At 66.6% G+C, this 16,348-nt stretch carries 12 protein-coding genes; all 12 read right to left on the bottom strand.

The window, feature by feature from the left end; genetic code table 11:
• Positions 1–771: 771 nt before the first annotated feature.
• The 12 genes from ACNQPL_RS12290 to ACNQPL_RS12345 all read right to left on the bottom strand — a co-directional run bounded on the left by ACNQPL_RS12290 (position 772) and on the right by ACNQPL_RS12345 (position 16,276).
• A complete protein-coding gene (locus ACNQPL_RS12290; RefSeq protein WP_416466867.1) occupies positions 772–3,183 on the bottom strand; it encodes a TonB-dependent receptor plug domain-containing protein in 2,412 nt (803 codons plus the stop codon).
• A gap of 34 nt (positions 3,184–3,217) precedes the next feature.
• Entirely contained in the window at positions 3,218–3,712 is a 495-nt protein-coding gene (locus tag ACNQPL_RS12295; protein ID WP_416466868.1) for a RidA family protein, read from the bottom strand.
• 19 nt (positions 3,713–3,731) lie between these two features.
• Positions 3,732–5,294, bottom strand: a complete 1,563-nt coding sequence (locus ACNQPL_RS12300) for a flavin monoamine oxidase family protein (RefSeq protein ID WP_416466869.1) — start codon at positions 5,292–5,294, stop codon at positions 3,732–3,734.
• Positions 5,295–5,673: 379 nt separating this feature from the next.
• A complete protein-coding gene (locus ACNQPL_RS12305) occupies positions 5,674–6,774 on the bottom strand; it encodes an LLM class flavin-dependent oxidoreductase (protein ID WP_279928991.1) in 1,101 nt (366 codons plus the stop codon).
• 30 nt (positions 6,775–6,804) lie between these two features.
• Positions 6,805–8,139 (bottom strand): LLM class flavin-dependent oxidoreductase, encoded by a 1,335-nt coding sequence (locus ACNQPL_RS12310; RefSeq protein ID WP_279928993.1) that lies wholly within the window; start codon positions 8,137–8,139, stop codon positions 6,805–6,807.
• 71 nt (positions 8,140–8,210) lie between these two features.
• Positions 8,211–9,833: a dipeptide ABC transporter ATP-binding protein gene (locus ACNQPL_RS12315; protein WP_416466870.1), complete on the bottom strand. Its 1,623-nt coding sequence runs from the start codon at positions 9,831–9,833 to the stop codon at positions 8,211–8,213.
• Entirely contained in the window at positions 9,830–10,744 is a 915-nt protein-coding gene (locus tag ACNQPL_RS12320; protein WP_416466871.1) for an ABC transporter permease, read from the bottom strand. Before ACNQPL_RS12320 ends, ACNQPL_RS12315 begins: the two co-directional genes overlap by 4 nt.
• Before the next feature lies 1 nt (position 10,745).
• Entirely contained in the window at positions 10,746–11,696 is a 951-nt protein-coding gene (locus tag ACNQPL_RS12325) for an ABC transporter permease (protein ID WP_346612436.1), read from the bottom strand.
• Positions 11,693–13,312, bottom strand: a complete 1,620-nt coding sequence (locus ACNQPL_RS12330) for an ABC transporter substrate-binding protein (RefSeq protein ID WP_346612437.1) — start codon at positions 13,310–13,312, stop codon at positions 11,693–11,695. Before ACNQPL_RS12330 ends, ACNQPL_RS12325 begins: the two co-directional genes overlap by 4 nt.
• A 77-nt stretch (positions 13,313–13,389) precedes the next feature.
• A complete protein-coding gene (locus ACNQPL_RS12335; protein ID WP_346612438.1) occupies positions 13,390–14,184 on the bottom strand; it encodes a class II aldolase/adducin family protein in 795 nt (264 codons plus the stop codon).
• Between the two features lie 17 nt (positions 14,185–14,201).
• Entirely contained in the window at positions 14,202–15,146 is a 945-nt protein-coding gene (locus tag ACNQPL_RS12340; protein WP_416466872.1) for a D-isomer specific 2-hydroxyacid dehydrogenase family protein, read from the bottom strand.
• Positions 15,143–16,276 carry an acyl-CoA dehydrogenase family protein gene (locus ACNQPL_RS12345; protein WP_416466873.1) on the bottom strand — a complete coding sequence of 378 codons (1,134 nt, stop codon included), beginning with the start codon at positions 16,274–16,276 and terminating at the stop codon, positions 15,143–15,145. The genes ACNQPL_RS12340 and ACNQPL_RS12345 overlap by 4 nt, the downstream gene beginning before the upstream one ends.
• Positions 16,277–16,348 lie beyond the last annotated feature (72 nt).

Consider the following 16,348-nt stretch of genomic DNA (forward strand, 5'->3'; position numbering starts at 1 on the left):
CCGGCTTGCCGGCGATGAGGCCGGTACTGACTACAGGGCGTTGGCACGGTGTCCGCCATGGGGCGTTTGCGGTCATTTACGACCGGCAGCTGTCGACCCGAAGCGGTCCCTACATGCCCTGGGGTTAGTGCGGTGTTCGGATGTGTTCGCCTTGAAATCTTCAGCGTCTGTGAGATCGAGCGCCGCCCGCGCGGCGCATCGCGGATAAATCCGCTCCTGCGTTTGCTTCAGGCCAGTAACGTCAGTGACAGACGCGCGCGAACCCTTGTTTGTACGACTCGATATTGCGTCATGCACCAAGGCGGTCGCGCGCACCCCTCAGACATAATTGGCCAAAAACAAACGTAGGAGCGGATTTATCCGCGATGCGCCGCGCGGGCGGCGCTCGATCTCATAGGCGCAGACGATGTCATGGCGGACATCCGAAGGCCGGGGCTGCTTCGCGGCCCATCGCCGGCAAGCCCGGCTCCCACAGGTACTGCGCAGGCCTGGAGGCTGGTGATATCTCTGTGGGAGCCGGCTTGCCGGCGATGAGGCCGGTACTGACTACAGGGCGTTGGCACGGTGTCCGCCATGGGGCGTTTGCGGTCATTTACGACCCGAAGCGGTCCCTACATGCCCTGGGGTGAGTGCGGTGTTCGGATGTGTTCGCCTTGAAATCTTCAGCGTCTGTGAGATCGAGCGCCGCCCGCGCGGCGCATCGCGGATACATCCGCTCCTACGTTTGCTTCAGGCCAGTAACGTCAGTGACAGACGCGCGCGGACGCCGTGTCAGAAGGTGTAGGTCAGTCGCCCGAAATAATACCCGCCGGTGAAGCCATACGGCGAGTACACCCCGTACCCCTTGACCATGGTCTTGCTGGCAGGGGCCTGGCGCTCGGGGTACACGTCGAACAGGTTGCGCGCACCGATTGCCAGCTCCAGGTCCTTGGTCAGCTGGTAGCCCACATCCAGGTCGGTGATCCAGCGCGCCTTGTAGTCGCGGTCCAGCGAACGGTCGTTGGCGGCATTCACTTCGCGCCAGGAACCGTAACGGGTCAGCCCCAGGTTGACCCGGTAGCGGTCCAGGCGCCAGTTGCCCCCCAGGATCAGCTTGGTGTGCGGTTGTACCTCGGTGAGCAGGTTGCGCGCCTGGCGGTTCATCAGCTCGTACGGCGTGCCGAGAATGTTCACGCTCTGCTTGTAATCGAGAATCTCGGTGTCGTTCCAGTTGAAAGCCGCCGTCCACTTCACAGTCCCGGCGCCACCCAGGTCCTGGTCATAACTGCCCACCAGGTCCAGGCCCTTGGTGCGGGTGTTGGCGCCATTGGTGAAATACTGGCCGCCCGAAGTCGAGTCGATGCCATTGGCCAGCAGGGCCTGGGTGACCTCAGGGCCGAGCAAGGTACCGGTGAGGGTGATACGGTCGCGTACGTTGATCAGGTAGGCGTCGGCGGTGAAGGCCAGGCGCTCGCTGGGCTGCCAGGCTAGCCCCAGGCTGTAGTTGGCAGATTTTTCAGGTTTGAGCGGCTCGGCACCGAGTGCCTTGGCGGCGGCCGAATCCACCGGCAACACGCCGTAGTTGATCGACTGGTACACCCCGTCGACCACGCCGTAGGTGGTGGAGCGGGCGCTGAACAGGCTGTTGGCCAATGAGGGCGCCCGGAAGCCGTTGCTCACCGTGGCCCGCACGGCCAGTTCGGGGGTCAGCTCGTAGCGGGTGGTGAGCTTGCCACTGCGGGTCGCACCGATGCCGCGATCATAGTGTTCATAGCGCAGGGCCGCGCCCCAGTACCACTGCGGGAGCGGGTTGAAACCCACGTCCAGGTAGCCGGCGTAGCTGTTGCGGCTGGCGCTGGTGGCCTCGGCCGGGGAGATGCCGTTGGTGACCTGCGCGCCTGAAGCCGCGCAATTGCCAGGTGCCGCGCAGTAGCCGCCGTCTGCCCAGCTGGCCCAGTCGCCGGCCTGCACCTGGTAAGTATCGCGGCGCTGCTCGAGCCCCCAGGAAACGTCCAGCGGCTTGGCCAGGCCTACCTCGAAGCTGCGGCGCAGGTCGAGGTTGCTGGTCAGCTGCGAGCTGACCCAGGTGCCGGACTCGAAATGGTTGGGCGTGGCTTCGCCCAGCGACGGGTTCTGGTTGTTCCAGGTGCCCTGTTCGGCCTCGTTGCGCCCGTAGGTGCTGGACAGATCCCAGTCCCACTCGCCAGCCAGGCCCCTGGCGCCGAATGCCGCCTGGTAGTCGTACTCCTCGATGTACCAGGTGGGTGTGTAGCCGGCCGGTCGCCCGTTGGGCCCGGTGGTGATGGTGTTGACGATGGTCGGCAGGCGGAAGTTCTGGCCCTGCTCGGCCTTGCGGTACGACCAGGTGCTGAACGAGTACAGGGTCAGGTCGTCCTGCAGCGGCAGTTCGGCGTTGTAGCCCAGGGTCAGCAGGTTGATCTTCGGCGTGCCGTAGCCGCCGTAGGTGACCTTGCCGGCGCGTTCCAGCGCTTCGGCCTGGCTGTAGCCGTTGGCGCTGGCCTTGTTGTCGTCGTTCTGGCTGCGGGCGTCGAGCGCCAGCTGGAGGATGCCCTCGCGGCCGATCTCCAAGCCTTTGTTCAGGCTTTGCTGCACGGTCTGTTTCTTGCCGTCGTAGCCCTGGCCCGCAGTGGTCACGGCAGTGCCGCTGGTATCGGCCTTGAGGATCACGTTGATCACCCCGGCGATGGCGTCCGAGCCGTACTGGGCCGCTGCGCCGTCACGCAGCACTTCGACATGGTCGATGGCACTGATGGGGATCAGGTCCAGGTCGCTTGGGGCGGCGCCGGCGTTGATGCCGCTGATGTTCAGGGTGGCGCTGGTGTGGCGGCGCTTGCCGTTGACCAGCACCAGCACCTGGGCGGCGTTGAGCCCGCGCAGGTTTGGCGCGCGGGCCATGCCGCTGGCGTCCCAGCCGGTCTTTTCCGGCAGGGTCAGCGACGGCACGCTGGCGCTCAGGGCTTCCATCAGGCCCGGCTTGCCGGTTTCCTGCAGCTGCTTGGCGCTGATCACGTCGATGGGCACTGGGCTGCTGGTGACAGTACGTTTTTCACTGCCACGGTTGCCGGTGACGATCACCGTACCCAGGGCCTGGGCAGCAGGTTCGTCGGCCAGTGCCGGCGCGGTATGCAGGCCGGCGGCGAAGGCCATGGTGAATAGCGGGGCAGAGGTAAAGGCTTGCTTCATGCACGCAGTTCCTTGTGTGGCTCGGCGGGCGCGCTCAGGGCGCCTTGGCCGCGATCGCGTCGATTTCCACCAGTGCGCCCGGCAGCGGCAGCGCCACCACCTGGATGGCCGTGCGGGTCGGTGTGCGGGGCTGCTCGGCGGTGGCGAAAAATTCGCTGTAGGCCGCTTGCAGCCCGGTGAAGTCAAGGGCGCCGCCGTTGGCCGGGTCGCCGACCAGGAACACCCGTAACTGGACGATGTCGCCTAGATCCAGGCCCTGGCTTCGCAGCGCCGTGCGCAGCTTGTTCAGCACCGAACGGGTTTGGCTTTCGGTGTTGCCGAACGCCGCGATAGTGCCTTTGGGCGCCTTGGCGTCGGCCACATCCGGCAAGGTGCCGCTGACGAACGTCAGTTGGCTGCCGGCCGGCACGGTGACCAGTTGCGAGATGGGGAAGTTGGAGCCAGGCGGGGCGACCCGCTTGATGCCATCGGCATGGGCATTGAGGGTCAGCGACATGAGCACTCCGGCAAGCAGAAGAAGACGAGGCATGCTGTGGTTTCCTTGACGATCAGGCGGCTGCGCCGCGGGTGGCCTGGTTGGCATGGCGGGCGATCAGGCCGACAACCCGGCGGGCGGATTCGGCCGCGCTGTTCTGCCAGATGCCCACGCCGCCATGGGCCAGGGCATCGCTGGCCAGCCAGGTTCGGCCCTGGGGCTGGTTGAGCAGGTCGTAGCCAGGCTGGGCGACTTCGTCGTGGACGATCCACGGGGCTTCGCTGAAGGGGATCTTCGACCAGTTCACCACCACCGGCCGGCCCAGCTTGTGGCTGTGGCCCGGGTGCAGCGATTCCACCGCCTGGCGCGACGAGGCAACCTGGGCCTGCAGCGGCTTGGTGGCAAACTGCTCGGCCACCAAGCCGGTGTTGTAGGTGGCGACCAACACACCTTGGGCGCTGTTGAGGTGGTCGCTGGGGTACCACAGGGTGCGTGCTTCGTGGTTGATGTAGCTGAGGCCGCCGTAGATCTGGTAATCCGTTTCCCAGAAGCGCGGCGATTGCCAGGCGACCTTGTTGGCCTTGTCGCCTTCGGCGGTGCCGATGGCCTGCTTGAATGCCGTGCTGAAATTGTTCGGCAGCCTGGCCAGCAGGGGCAGGGGCAGGGTGACGATGGCGTAGTCGGCCTGCTCGATGTGCTGCTGCCCGCTCTTGCGGTCACGCCAGACCACCTTGGCGCCGTTGTCAGTGGTTTCCACCCCCAGCACTTCGGCGCTCAGGCGCACGCTGTCCTTGACCTGGCGGTAGAACGCCTTGGGGATCTGGTCCATGCCACCGACCGGCTGGAACATGGTCGAGGAGAACTCGGGGATCTCGTCGAACACCAGCGGCAGCAGCAGGTTGCTGTCGAGCAACTGGTCCAGGGGCACCGGCTGGCGCTGAACCGGTGTCTGGTCCCCGGCGCCGGCAAAGCGGCTATAGCCGGCGCGCACCGAGCCGCGGTATTGCTGCTGGCTGTCGAGGTCGCCGTACACCTTGAGGAAGTCCAGCAGCGCCTTGCGCTGGCCGCTGCTGAGCTCGGCATCGAGGCTGTTGCGCTTGACACTGCGCGCCAGCAGCTCGCTGAAGTGCCCGCGGGTGTCGTTGACCGCCTGGCGCAGCAGCAGCGGTGGGCGTGCCAGGTCAGGCTGGGCCAGGGCGTTGCGGCTGCTGTTGACCAGCACCTGCAGCTCCACCCCCAGTTCGCGGCAGTAACCGAGGATGGTCAGGTGATGGCTTGGCAGGCGTGCGGCGCCAGCGTTGAAGAAGTGGCCTGGGTCGAACTCGACCGTTTGCGAACTGCCGTCGTTATGCTCGATGCGGTCGCCTTGGCGCAGGGTCCAGACTCGGCCACCGACGCGCTCACGGGCCTCCAGCACGGTGACCGAGAAGCCGGCCTTGCGCAGCTCGTAGGCGGATACCAGGCCGGAAATACCGGCGCCGACAATCACTACGCGTTTGCCGTTGCCACCGTTGGCGGCCAGTTGCAGGGGCTCGAAGGTGGCGGCCAGGGCATTCTGCCCCAGCGCGCCAAGGGCCGCTGAATAGCCGCCAATGGCGGCGAGGCGGGTGATCAGATCTCTACGGGACAATCCCATGTCGCATGCTCCGAAAAGGTTGAGTTCGGATGTGCGCAACGGGCAGGCGGATCGAAAGACGGACCGACAGCGGCTGGCACAAATCCATTTGCCTCCGCCATGTCGGGGTCGGTTGAAAGAACCTAATGGACTTTCACGCGGCTGTGAAAGGTTTTTTTGTTCTAAGTTAATTATGTTTATTGCTGATAATAGGCGGCTTTATAAATGCGCAAGCGTGATTTTGATGTGGTGTTGCCTGGGCAATGAAGGGCGCATGAAAGTTCACCACAAACACCCACGCGCCGTTGCACCAGGCCCGATGTGGGCTGGTGGTCTGAATACGGGTCAGGGAGGTCCGCAGGCCCCTTCGCGGCGCTAACCGTGAAAGGGCCGGTCCAGGTCAGGCGCTGCGGGTGGTGCGGCCATCTTGTTGCTGCGCAACCAGTGCGCGGATCCGTGGAATCAGTGTTTGCCCGTAGTCCACGGCATCGCGCAACTGGTCAAAACCCCGAAACAGGAAGGTGCTCACACCCAGTTGGTAATACGCCAGCGCCGCTTCGGCCACCTGCTCAGGGGTGCCCACCAGCGAGGTGGAGTTGCCGGCGCCACCGCCCAGCGCGGCGATCTCGGTCCACAGCCGGGTGTCGTGCACCTTGCGCTGGCTTGCCAGTTGCACCAGGCGTTCGGAACCGACGTTGCTCTTGCCGAAGTTCTTCTCGCGACGGCTGCCCTGGCGGATGCCGATGCGTTGCCTGGCGTCGGCCAGGATGCGCTCGGCCCGGGCCCAGGCCTCGTCTTCGGTAGCCCCCAGGATCGGCCGAAGCGACAGGCTGAAGCGGATGTGGTTCTCCCGCCCGTAGCGAGCCGCGGCCTTGCGTACCTGGGCAATGCGTTCGCGCACCTGCTCCAGGGGCTCGCCCCACATCATGTAGACATCGGCGTGCCTGGCTGCCACCTCCACCGCCGCATCCGAAGCACCGGAGAAGTAGACCGGCAGCTTGTCCACCGGCTTGACCAGGGTCAGGTTGTCCTCTACCCGGTAGTGCTCGCCGTGGTGGTCGAACGGCGTGGTCTGCGTCCAGGTCTTGTGCAGCACTTGCAGGTATTCGTCCGTGCGTGCGTAGCGGGCATCCTTGTCGAGGAAATCACCGTCACGCTGCAGGTCGCCGCTGTCGCCGCCGGTGATCACGTTGATCGAGGCGCGGCCGCGGCTGAGCTGATCGAGGGTGGCGAACTGGCGGGCGGCGAAGGTCGGCGCCTGGAAACCGGGCCGATGCGCCACCAGCAGGCCGATGCGTTCGGTCACTGCGGCGACGTAACTGGCCAGGATCATCGCGTCCGGCGCGCTGGTATTGACCGCCAGCAGGGCCTTGTCGAACCCGGCGTATTCCTGGGCCTGGGCGAAGGCCTTGATGAAGTCCAGGTCAACCAACGGGCCACGTGGGGCTTGTGATTCGCTGCTTTCCTGAGGGCCGATGAGGCCAATGAATTCGAGGCTCATGCAGTGGAACTCCTTTTCGTCCAGGGCGGTTCAAGCGACCGCGGTCGGCTCGCGGCGCAGCGTGTTGCGGTTGGTCGGTACGCTCAGGCCGAAGCTGTCGCGCAAGGTGCGGCCGGTGTACTCGCTGCGCACCAGGCCGCGCGCTTGCAGCAGGGGCACTACCAGCTCGGTGAAGTACTGCAAACCATCGGGCAGCAGCGAATTGATGATGAAACCGTCGGCGGCGCGGTCCTCGAACCAGTCCTGCAGGGCATTGGCCACCTGTTCCGGGGTGCCGGTGAAGTCACGCCTCGGGCGCGAAAAGCGCAGTGCCAGTTGGCGCAGGGTCAGGCCCTCTTCGCGGGCCAGTTGCTTGAGCTGGTCGGCGGTACCCTTGTGGCTGTTGTCGCCGAGGGTGCCCAGGTCCGGGAATGGCGCATCCAGGTCGTGCTGGCTGAAGTCGTAGTCGTTGAACGGGCGGCCAAGGGCGACCAGGGCGTCCTCGATGCTCACCAGCTCGACGGCCTCCTGGTAACGGCGCTCTACCTCGGCCTCGTCGCGGCCGACGATGGGGCGGATGCCCGGCAGGATGAACAGCTGCTCCGGGTCGCGGCCATGGCGCGCAGCGCGCTGTTTCAGGTCTTGGTAATAGGCTCGGGCATCGCTGAACGACTCGGGGTTGACGAAGATCGCATCGGCGTTTTGCGCGGCGAAGTTGCGCCCATCCTCCGACACGCCGGCCTGGAAAATCAGCGGCTGGCCCTGGGGCGAACGCTGGATGTTCAGCGGGCCCTTGACCTTGAAAAACTCGCCCTGGTGGCCCAGCGTGTGCAGCTTGGTGGGGTCGAAGAACTCGCCGGTGCGCTTGTCGCGGGTGAAGGCGTCGTCTTCCCACGAGTCCCACAGGCCTTGGACCACATCGACATGCTCGCGGGCGATGCGGTAGCGCACGGCGTGGGGTGGGTGTTCTGCCTTGCCGAAATTGTCGGCGGTGCCCGATAGCCACGAGGTCACCACGTTCCAGCCGGCCCGCCCGCCGCTGATCAGGTCCAGCGAGGCGAACTGGCGGGCGACCTGGAACGGTTCGGTGTAGCTGACCGTGACCGTGGCTACCAGGCCGATGTGAGAGGTGACCGCCGCCAGCGCAGACAAAATGGTCAGCGGCTCGAAGCGGTTGAGGTAATGGGGGCTGGAGCGGGCGTGGATGTGCAGGCTGTCGGCGATGAAGGCGAAGTCGAACTTCGCGGCCTCGGCCAGTTGCGCCTGCTGCTTGTAGAAACCGAAGTTGACGCTGGCGTCGGCCAGCGCCTCGGGGTGGCGCCATTCGCCCCAGCCGTGACCGACACCGTGGATCATTGCGCCGAGATGGATCTGTCGTTTGCTCACGTTCAATACCTCTTGCCAGATAATGCTCAATGTCTGTTGCGCACGGCACCACGTACCGCGCGGCACAACCGTCAAACCGCCACAGGCAGCACGCTGCGTGAATGCCCGGGTATCGCCTCGATCAGCGCCCGCGTGTAGGCGCTGGCCGGGCTGCCGAACACCTGCACCGCCGGCCCTTGCTCGACCACCTGCCCGCGCCGCAGCACCAGCACGTGGTCGGCCATGCTCGCGACCACCGCCAGGTCATGGGAGACCAGCACATAGGCGATGCCCAGTTCGCGCTGCAGGTCGGCCAGCAGGGCGAGGATCTGTGCCTGCACCGATACGTCCAGCGCACTGACTGGCTCGTCGAGCAACAGCACCTCGGGCTCCAGGGCCAATGCCCGGGCGATCGCCACCCGCTGGCGCTGGCCGCCCGACAGCTCGCGCGGCAGGCGGTCGAGGAAGTGCACCGGCAGTTGCACCCGGGCGATCAGCTCGCGGGCCTTGCGCTCCAGCGCAGCGCCCTTGAGCAGGCCGAACGACACCAGCGGTTCGACGATGCTGTCGAACACCGTGAAGCGTGGGTCGAGTGCGGCGAACGGGTTCTGCTGCACCAGCTGAATACGCCGGCGCAGGGGCCGGAACTGCCGCCAACTGCAGGCGCTGACGTCGACACCGGCGAACTCCACACGCCCCTGGCTGGGCATTTCCAGCCCAAGGGCGATGCGCAGCGCGGTGCTCTTGCCCGAGCCCGATTCGCCGACGATGGCCAGGGTCTGCCCGGCATGCAGCTCGAGGTTGAGGCCCTGCAGCGCGGTAAAGTGCGCGTGCTGCCCGGGCAGCGCGAAGCGCTTGCCGACATTGCTCAGGCGTAACAGCGGTGTTTGCGCTGGCACGCCAGGCGGCCGTTTACGCGGCACGAAGGCGGGTGCTGCGTTGAGCAGGTCACGCGTATAGGGCTGCTGTGCGCCCCAGAGGATCTGCCTGGGCGAGGCATGTTCGACGAGCTCGCCCTGTTTCATCACCAGCAGGCGGTCGGCGCGGTCGCAGGCCATGCCCAGGTCATGGGTGATGATCAACAGCGAGATGCCGCGCTCGGCCACCAGCTGCTGCAGGTGGTCGAGAATGCGCCGCTGCACGGTCACGTCCAATGCGCTGGTGGGCTCGTCGGCGATGATCAGCCGGGGGTCGCCGGCCAGGGCGATGGCGATCAGCACCCGTTGGCGCATGCCGCCGGACAGCTCGTGGGGGTACTGGCGGGCGCGCAGCGGCGGCTCGTCGATGCCGACCTGCTCGAGCAGCGCCAGCACTTGTGCGTCCAGCCCCGGGTAACGCCGCCCGTCATGGGCCAGCAACAGCGCCTCGGCAATCTGCCGGCCGATACGCAGGGTGGGGTTGAGGCTGACCATCGGGTCTTGCGGCACCAAGGCGATGGTGCGGCCGCGCAGCTTACGCCTGACGCGCTCGCTGGCCTGCGCCACATCGATGCCATCGACCCTTAGCTCGCCCTGCTCGATGTTTGCGTTGGCCGGCAGCAGGCCGAGCAGGGCATTGGCCAGCGTCGATTTGCCCGAACCGGACTCGCCGACGATCGCCAGAGTTTCGCCCTGGGCCAGGCTGAACGACAACTGGCGCACGGCCTGGGTGCGTTGCCCGGCGAAGGTGTAACTGACACTCAGGTCACGCACCTGGATCAACTGTGGCTGGCTCATCGGGCATGCTCCTCGGCGCTGCGCGCCAGGTGGTTGAGGCTGAACACCACAGCCACCACGAACAGCCCCGGCAGCAGCGATACCCAAGGGGCGGTAATCAGGAAGTGCCGGCCGTTGGCGATCAGCGTGCCCCATTCCGCTGCTGGCGGTGCCGCGCCGAAACCGAGAAAGCTGAGGCCGGCGGTGGCCAGGATGGCCGCGCCAAAGTCCAGGGTGGCGAGCACCGCCACCGGGCCCCAGGCGTTGGGCAGCACATGGCGCAGCAGCGTGCGTACCCAGCTGGCGCCGCCCAGGCGGGCGGCCTCGACATAGGGCAGGGTCTTGATCCGCAGCACTTCGGCGCGGGTGGTGCGGGCAAAGCCCGGGATGATGCCGACACCCACAGCGACAGCCACCGGCACGGTGCCAAAGCCGATGGCAGTGACGATGGCCAAGGCCAGCAGCAGGCCGGGCAACGCCAGCAACACGTCGATCAGGCGCATCAACGCCGCGTCGACCCGCCCGCCGGCAAAGCCGGCCAGAACGCCCAGGCCAAGGCCGCCAACCAGGGCGATGGTCACCGCCAACAGTGCTGCCAGCACCGACAGGCGCGCGCCATACACCACCCGGGTATACAGGTCGCGGCCCAACTCGTCGGTGCCAAACCAGTGCACCACGCTGGGGGCGCTGAGTTTGTCGGCGGGCGAGGTGGCGTAAGGGTCGAAGCTGGTGAGCAACTGCGGGGCCAGTGCCGCGAACAGGGCAAACAGTACGATCAACAGGGCCAGGCTGAAGCCAGGCCGGCGTAGCAGTGGGGCCAAGGCCTGGTACGCGCGCTGCAGGCGCGTGCGACGTTTCCAGGGCGTGGCGGGAGGCGCCATACCGCTGGTGTGCTGGGTGTCGATCGGGGTCAGGGGGATGTCGATGGTCATGTCAGCTCACCTTGGCCGTGTGGGTGATGCGCGGGTCGAGGTAGGGGTAGAGCAGGTCGACGATCAGGTTGACCAGCACGAAGGCGGCGGCTGATACCGCAACGATCGCCAGCACCACCGGGATGTCCTGGCGCAGCACGGCTTCCTGGGCCAGGCGGCCAACGCCGTTACGCGAAAAGATGGTCTCCACCAGCACCGCGCCGGACACCGTGTTGCCGACCTGCAGGCCGACCAGGGTGAGCAGCGGCAAGGCCGCGTTGCGCAAGCCATGGCGCGCCTGCACCTGGGCCCGGCTCAGGCCTTTGGCGAAGGCGGTGGTGATGTAGGGCTCCTGCCACACGCCTTGAAAGCCGCGCTGCAGCACTTGGGCGTAAACCGCAGCGCTGGGGATCGCCAGGGTGATCGCCGGCAGCACAAGGCTGGCCAGGCCTTGGCTGCCGGTGGCCGGGAGCCAGCCAAGGGCGAAGGCGAACACCTGGATCAGCAGCAGGCCCATCCAGAACACGGGCACTGAAAAGCCCAGCGACGGCAGGCGCGCCAGTGCGGTCTTCAGCGGGCGCCATTGCAGGTAGGCGGTCAGGTAGGCCAGGCCGACCCCGGCCAGCAACGACAGCACAATGGCAGTACCTGCCAGCGCCAGGGTTTGCGGCAGCCGCTCGGCCAGCAGCGCGGTGACTGGCCTGCCGAGAGACAACGACTGGCCAAGGTCACCGTGCAGGGCGCGCCACAGCAGGTCGAAGTACTGCTCGAACAGCCCTTTGTCCAGCCCATAGTAGGTGCGGGCCTTGGCCAGGTCCTCGGGAGACAGGCCGTCGGCCTCCATGCCAGAGGCGCTGAGCATGATCGCCAGGGTATCGCCGGGCAGCATGTAAAGGATGAAATAGGTGACGGTATAGGCGCCCCACAACACCAACAGCGCTTGGCCGATGCGGCCGGTCAGGTAGCGCTTCATGGCTGGCCGACCTGGATGTCGCTGAACAGGGCGAAGCCTTCGGCGGTCCAGCGGAAGTCCTTGACCCGCGGCGCGGTGGCGGCCTGCCAGACGCGCTCATACAGCGGGAATGCCGAGGCCTCGTCGGTCAGCAGGTCCTGCAATTGGCCGTAAGCCTGGGCACGCTGCGGGTCGGCGGTGGCGGTGATGCCGCTGTCGAACAGCGCCTGGGCCTTGGCCAGGGTCTGCGGCTCGTAGGTGTTGGTAGCGACCGTGGCGCTGTTGGCCGCGCGTGGATCGAGGATGGTCTGCAGGATGATCGGGTCGGCGCGCGTCATGTAGGTGGACGTCAGGTCGTAGTTGCCAGCCGCGTTGCCGGCCACCCATTCGGCGCGGGTCAGCACATTCAGCTTGAGGTCGATGCCGACCTTGCGCAACTGGTCCTGCACCAGCACGTCACCGGCGCTTTCGGCGGGGGTGAGGTTGTAGCGCAGGGTCAGGCGTTGGCCGTTCTTGTGCCGGTAGCCATCCTCGCCCTTGTGCCAGCCGGCGGCGTCGAGCAGCTGCTCGGCGCCCTTGGGGTCATAGGCGAGCTTGTCGGCCTGGGGCTTGAAGTACGGCGTGGTCACGTCGTACACGCCGCTGACTACCGGGAACTCGGCGTTGTAGACGGTGTGTGCGTAGCTGGTGCGGTCGATGGCCTTTTGCAGCGCCAGGCGCACCTGGCGGTCACCCAGCAGCCGCTGGTTGCGGGTGTTGGGGTAGAGGTTCAGCGCCGGGCCTGGCAGCGAGCGGCTCTGGATGGTCGCGCCCTTGGACTGGAACAGCTTCAGGTCAACCTCCGAGAACGGGTTGCGCGGCCACAGGATGTCGGCCTTGCCCTGCAGGAACAGGCCGTTGCGCACGCTCTCCTCGGGGATGTAGCTGATGTCCACGGCATCCACATGGGCCGGGCCCTGGTTACGCATGTTGGCCGACGGCCAGGCATAGTCGGCACGCTTGACCAGGCGGGCGCCGACCTCGGGGGTGTAGTGTTCGAGGGTGAACGGGCCGGTACCGATGATCTTGCCCAGCGAGCGCTCTTGTGCGCTCAGCCGGTATGAGGCGGGCGCGAGAATCGCCAGGTTGGTGGTGGAGGTGGCCTGCAGAAAGCCTGCGTTGGGCCGCGACAGCACCAGCCGCACGGTGAAGTCGTCGAGCACCTCGGCGTGGTCGTAGCCGGCCAGGTAGGTGGCGCCAAAGGTTGCGGGCAGTTGGGTAGCGAAGGCTTTGTTGCTGTCGAAGGCGCTTTTCACGGCGTGGGCGTCAAAACGCTCGCCATTGCTGAAGGTGACGTCCTGGCGCAGGTGGAAGGTGTAGCTCAAGGCGTCGGCACTGACCTCCCAGCTTTTTGCCAGCCACGGGATGATGCGGCCGTTGTCCGGGTCCTGGTCGGTGAGCGACTCGGCGACGTTGCGCAGCAGTACCCGGTGTTCCAGCCAGTAGACCTGGAAGGGGTCGACGCTGACCAGGGTGGTGTTATCGCCCCAGAACGCGACGCTGAGGGTTTTGCCGGCGGTGCTGCCATCGTCCGGAGAGCAGGCGGTAAGGGCCAGGGCGAGGGCGCCGATGGCAAACAGGCGGTGCAGTGGGGGCATGGGGTGGTCCTTGATCGGAATGGTTTTGCCTGTACTGGCCTCTTCGCCGGCAAGCACAGGCGACAGCTGTGTTTGCTTCAGTCCTGGTAACCGCGGCCCTCACGGTCCAGCTGCCGTATCAATGCATCCCAGTGCCGCTGGATGCCTTCCCCCTTGCCATCGGAAAACCGCTTCGACTGCTCGTGCACCTTGGCAATTGCCGTCTGCGGTGCATGCAACAGCTGGTCATTGCCCCCGGCCTGGGCCGCCACCTGGATGTTGCAGGCACGCTCCAGCCCATGCAGTTCGCGGAACGCGTGTTCCACGCTGATGCCCCCGGTGAGCAGCCCGTGGTTGCGCAGGATGAGGATGTTGCTGTCGCCCAGGTTGTTCACCAGCCGCTGCTGCTCGTCCAGGTCCAGGGCCACGCCCTCGTAATCGTGGTAAACCACCCGGCTGTAGTAGGCCAGGGCGTGTTGGGAGATAGGGAGCAGGCCATCGCGCTGGGCCGATACCGCCGCACCGTCGCGGGTGTGGGTATGCAGCACGGCCTTGAGGTCGGGGCGGGCGCGGTGGATGGCGCTGTGGATCACGTAGCCGGCCTGGTTGATGCCCAGCCCCAGCGGGTCGTCGATGATCGTGCCGTCGACGTCGACCTTGACCAGGTTGGAGGCGCTGATCTCGTCGAACAGCAGGCCGAAGGCGTTGATCAGAAAGTGCTCCTCGGGGCCCGGGACGCGGGCCGAGAAGTGCGTGTAGATGTGGTCGGTCCAGCGGAACAGGGCGGCCAGGCGGTAGGCTGCGGCCAGCTTTACCCGCACCTCCCACTCTTCGGCGCTGACACGGTCGCGCACGCTAGGGGCGCTGGTGGTGACGGCAGACAGTGAACTCATGGTGTGCTCTCCGGTAATTAGTAGCCGCGTGCGGTGTCGACCAGGTTGGCCAGGGGCGCCTGCTCGCGGTAGCGGTGGAAGTTGGCGATGAAGGCTTCGAGGAAGGCCGGGTAGCCGTCTTCGGAAATGGCCGAGGTGTGCGGTGACAGGAACACCCGCGGGTGGTGATACAGCGGGTGGCCGGCGGGCAGCGGCTCGGGGTCGGTGACATCCAGGCTGGCGCGGCCGATCAGGCCGCTGTTAAGCGCCTCCAGCAACGCCTGCTGGTCGAGCAGCCCGCCACGGGCAATATTGATCAAGTGCAGGCCCGGTCGGGCATGGGCCAGCACCTCGCGGCCGACCAGGCCGCGGGTGGCAGCGGTGAGCGGGGCGGCCAGTACCAGGTGATCGCTGCCGGCGAACAGCTGTTGCAGGTCGGCGGCGCGCACCACCCCAGGCACATCGGCGATGGCCTGGCCGGGGCGGCTCAGGGCGAGCACGCGCATGCCCAGCGCCACGGCCTTGCGCGCCAGGCTCTGGCCGATGCTGCCAAAGCCGAGAATGCCCAGGGTGCGGCCGCGCAGCGGTGCCAAGGGGGTCAGGCGCCAGTCGGCATCCTTGACCCACAACCCCGGCAGTTGCTTTGCAGCGGCGAACACCAGGGCCAGGGCGAACTCGGCCACGTGCTCGGCGTTGGCGCCCTTGCCGCTGGTGACCTGCGCGCCCTGGAATACCCAAGGGGGGTAGAAGTCGATGCCCGAGGACACCAGCTGCACCCATTTCAGGCCCCACGGCCAGCCCGGCGGCGGGCTGTCGACGCGCTGCCCGCGCACATTGATCGGGCGCAGGATGAACACATCGGCAGGGGCCTGCAGGGCCAGCTGGCCGGGGGCAATGTCGATGACTTGATGGTCCGGCAGGTGATCACGCAGGTGCTGGTTGGCCTGGGCGTCGAGCTGGCTGGCAATGATCGAATGGCTCATCCCCGAGCCTCCAGCAGCGCGGCGCGGCCGACCTGGCCGAACACCACGTCGTCCTGTGGCGTGTGGATGCGGCTGCAGAGCACGTCACGGTAGTGTCGCTCCAGCGGGTTGCGCCGCGACAGCCCGGGGTTGCCGGCAGCTTCGACTGCCAGTTCCACGGCCTGGATGGCGTTGGCGCTGACCAGGTGCTTGAGCTGCCCGGCATGCTGCGGCGCGACCTGCCCGCTGGCTGCGGCATCGAGCAGGCTCTGGTTGGCGAACAGCAGGGTGTCGATGCGCCCCAGCACCTCCTGAAAGCGCGGCAGGCTGGCCAATGGCGCGCCCAGGTTGGAGGGTGCACGGTGCTTGAGAAAGCCCGCCAGCCAGTCGCGGGCAGCGCGGGCCACGCCGTCGTACACGGCCGGTAGCAGCACGGCCATCCACAACAGGCTCTCGCCATCGAGTTCGGCCTTTGGCGCGCTGGCAGGGCTGACGCTGACAGCGTGATCGAGGGGGATCAACACCTCGTCGAAACGCACTTCATGGCTGCAGGTGGCACGCATGCCCAAGTGGTCCCAATCGTCGACGATGGTGATGCCGGGCGTGTCGCGGTGCACCAGGAAGCCGCCGACCAAGGGGTCGGCGTCGTCGCTGCGGCCCCACACCAGGTACCAGCTCAAGCCATGGCTGCCGGTGGAATAGATTTTGCGCCCGCTCAGGCGCCAGCCTTCGGCCGTGCGCCGCGCCACGGTGGCAGGCAGGCCGCCGCGGGCAGGGGTGCCGAGTGCCGGCTCGACGCGCAGGGCGTTGATCAGCGCGCCGTGTTGTACGGCATCGCGGGCCACGCGTTGGCGCAGGTGTTCGGGCCAACGGGCTTCGTCCTGCAGGCGAAAGTGCTGCAGGTACTGCATGACCAGAATCAGCGCGGTGGCCGGGTCGCCCTTGCCCACCGCGCCAATGACTCGGCGCGCACTGGCGAGGTCTGCGCCAGCGCCACCGAGGGCTCGGGGCACGGTGAAGGCGAGCAGGCCGTGGCGGTGCAGCAGGTCGAAGTTGTCCTGCGGGAAGCAGGCGCTGCGGTCATAGCGCTCGGCATTGGCCGCAAGGGCCTGTGTCAGCTCGGCAAGGGCGCTGTCGGAGGGGTGACTCATGGGGTTTCATCCCTGAATGACGGTGTGTTGGCTAAGACCGTATTCGTATGGATGAAGGCTGTAAAAGTCTTT

The organism is Pseudomonas sp. LFS044, assembly GCF_047978245.1.
In the GTDB taxonomy this organism is placed as follows: domain Bacteria; phylum Pseudomonadota; class Gammaproteobacteria; order Pseudomonadales; family Pseudomonadaceae; genus Aquipseudomonas.

Coding starts and splice junctions, on each gene's coding strand:
- ACNQPL_RS12290 (WP_416466867.1), bottom strand. CDS start 3,183: ATGAAGCAAGCCTTTACCTCTGCCCCGCTATTCACCATGGCCTTCGCC.
- ACNQPL_RS12295 (WP_416466868.1), bottom strand. CDS start 3,712: ATGCCTCGTCTTCTTCTGCTTGCCGGAGTGCTCATGTCGCTGACCCTC.
- ACNQPL_RS12300 (WP_416466869.1), bottom strand. CDS start 5,294: ATGGGATTGTCCCGTAGAGATCTGATCACCCGCCTCGCCGCCATTGGC.
- ACNQPL_RS12305 (WP_279928991.1), bottom strand. CDS start 6,774: ATGAGCCTCGAATTCATTGGCCTCATCGGCCCTCAGGAAAGCAGCGAA.
- ACNQPL_RS12315 (WP_416466870.1), bottom strand. CDS start 9,833: ATGAGCCAGCCACAGTTGATCCAGGTGCGTGACCTGAGTGTCAGTTAC.
- ACNQPL_RS12320 (WP_416466871.1), bottom strand. CDS start 10,744: ATGACCATCGACATCCCCCTGACCCCGATCGACACCCAGCACACCAGC.
- ACNQPL_RS12325 (WP_346612436.1), bottom strand. CDS start 11,696: ATGAAGCGCTACCTGACCGGCCGCATCGGCCAAGCGCTGTTGGTGTTG.
- ACNQPL_RS12330 (WP_346612437.1), bottom strand. CDS start 13,312: ATGCCCCCACTGCACCGCCTGTTTGCCATCGGCGCCCTCGCCCTGGCC.
- ACNQPL_RS12335 (WP_346612438.1), bottom strand. CDS start 14,184: ATGAGTTCACTGTCTGCCGTCACCACCAGCGCCCCTAGCGTGCGCGAC.
- ACNQPL_RS12340 (WP_416466872.1), bottom strand. CDS start 15,146: ATGAGCCATTCGATCATTGCCAGCCAGCTCGACGCCCAGGCCAACCAG.
- ACNQPL_RS12345 (WP_416466873.1), bottom strand. CDS start 16,276: ATGAGTCACCCCTCCGACAGCGCCCTTGCCGAGCTGACACAGGCCCTT.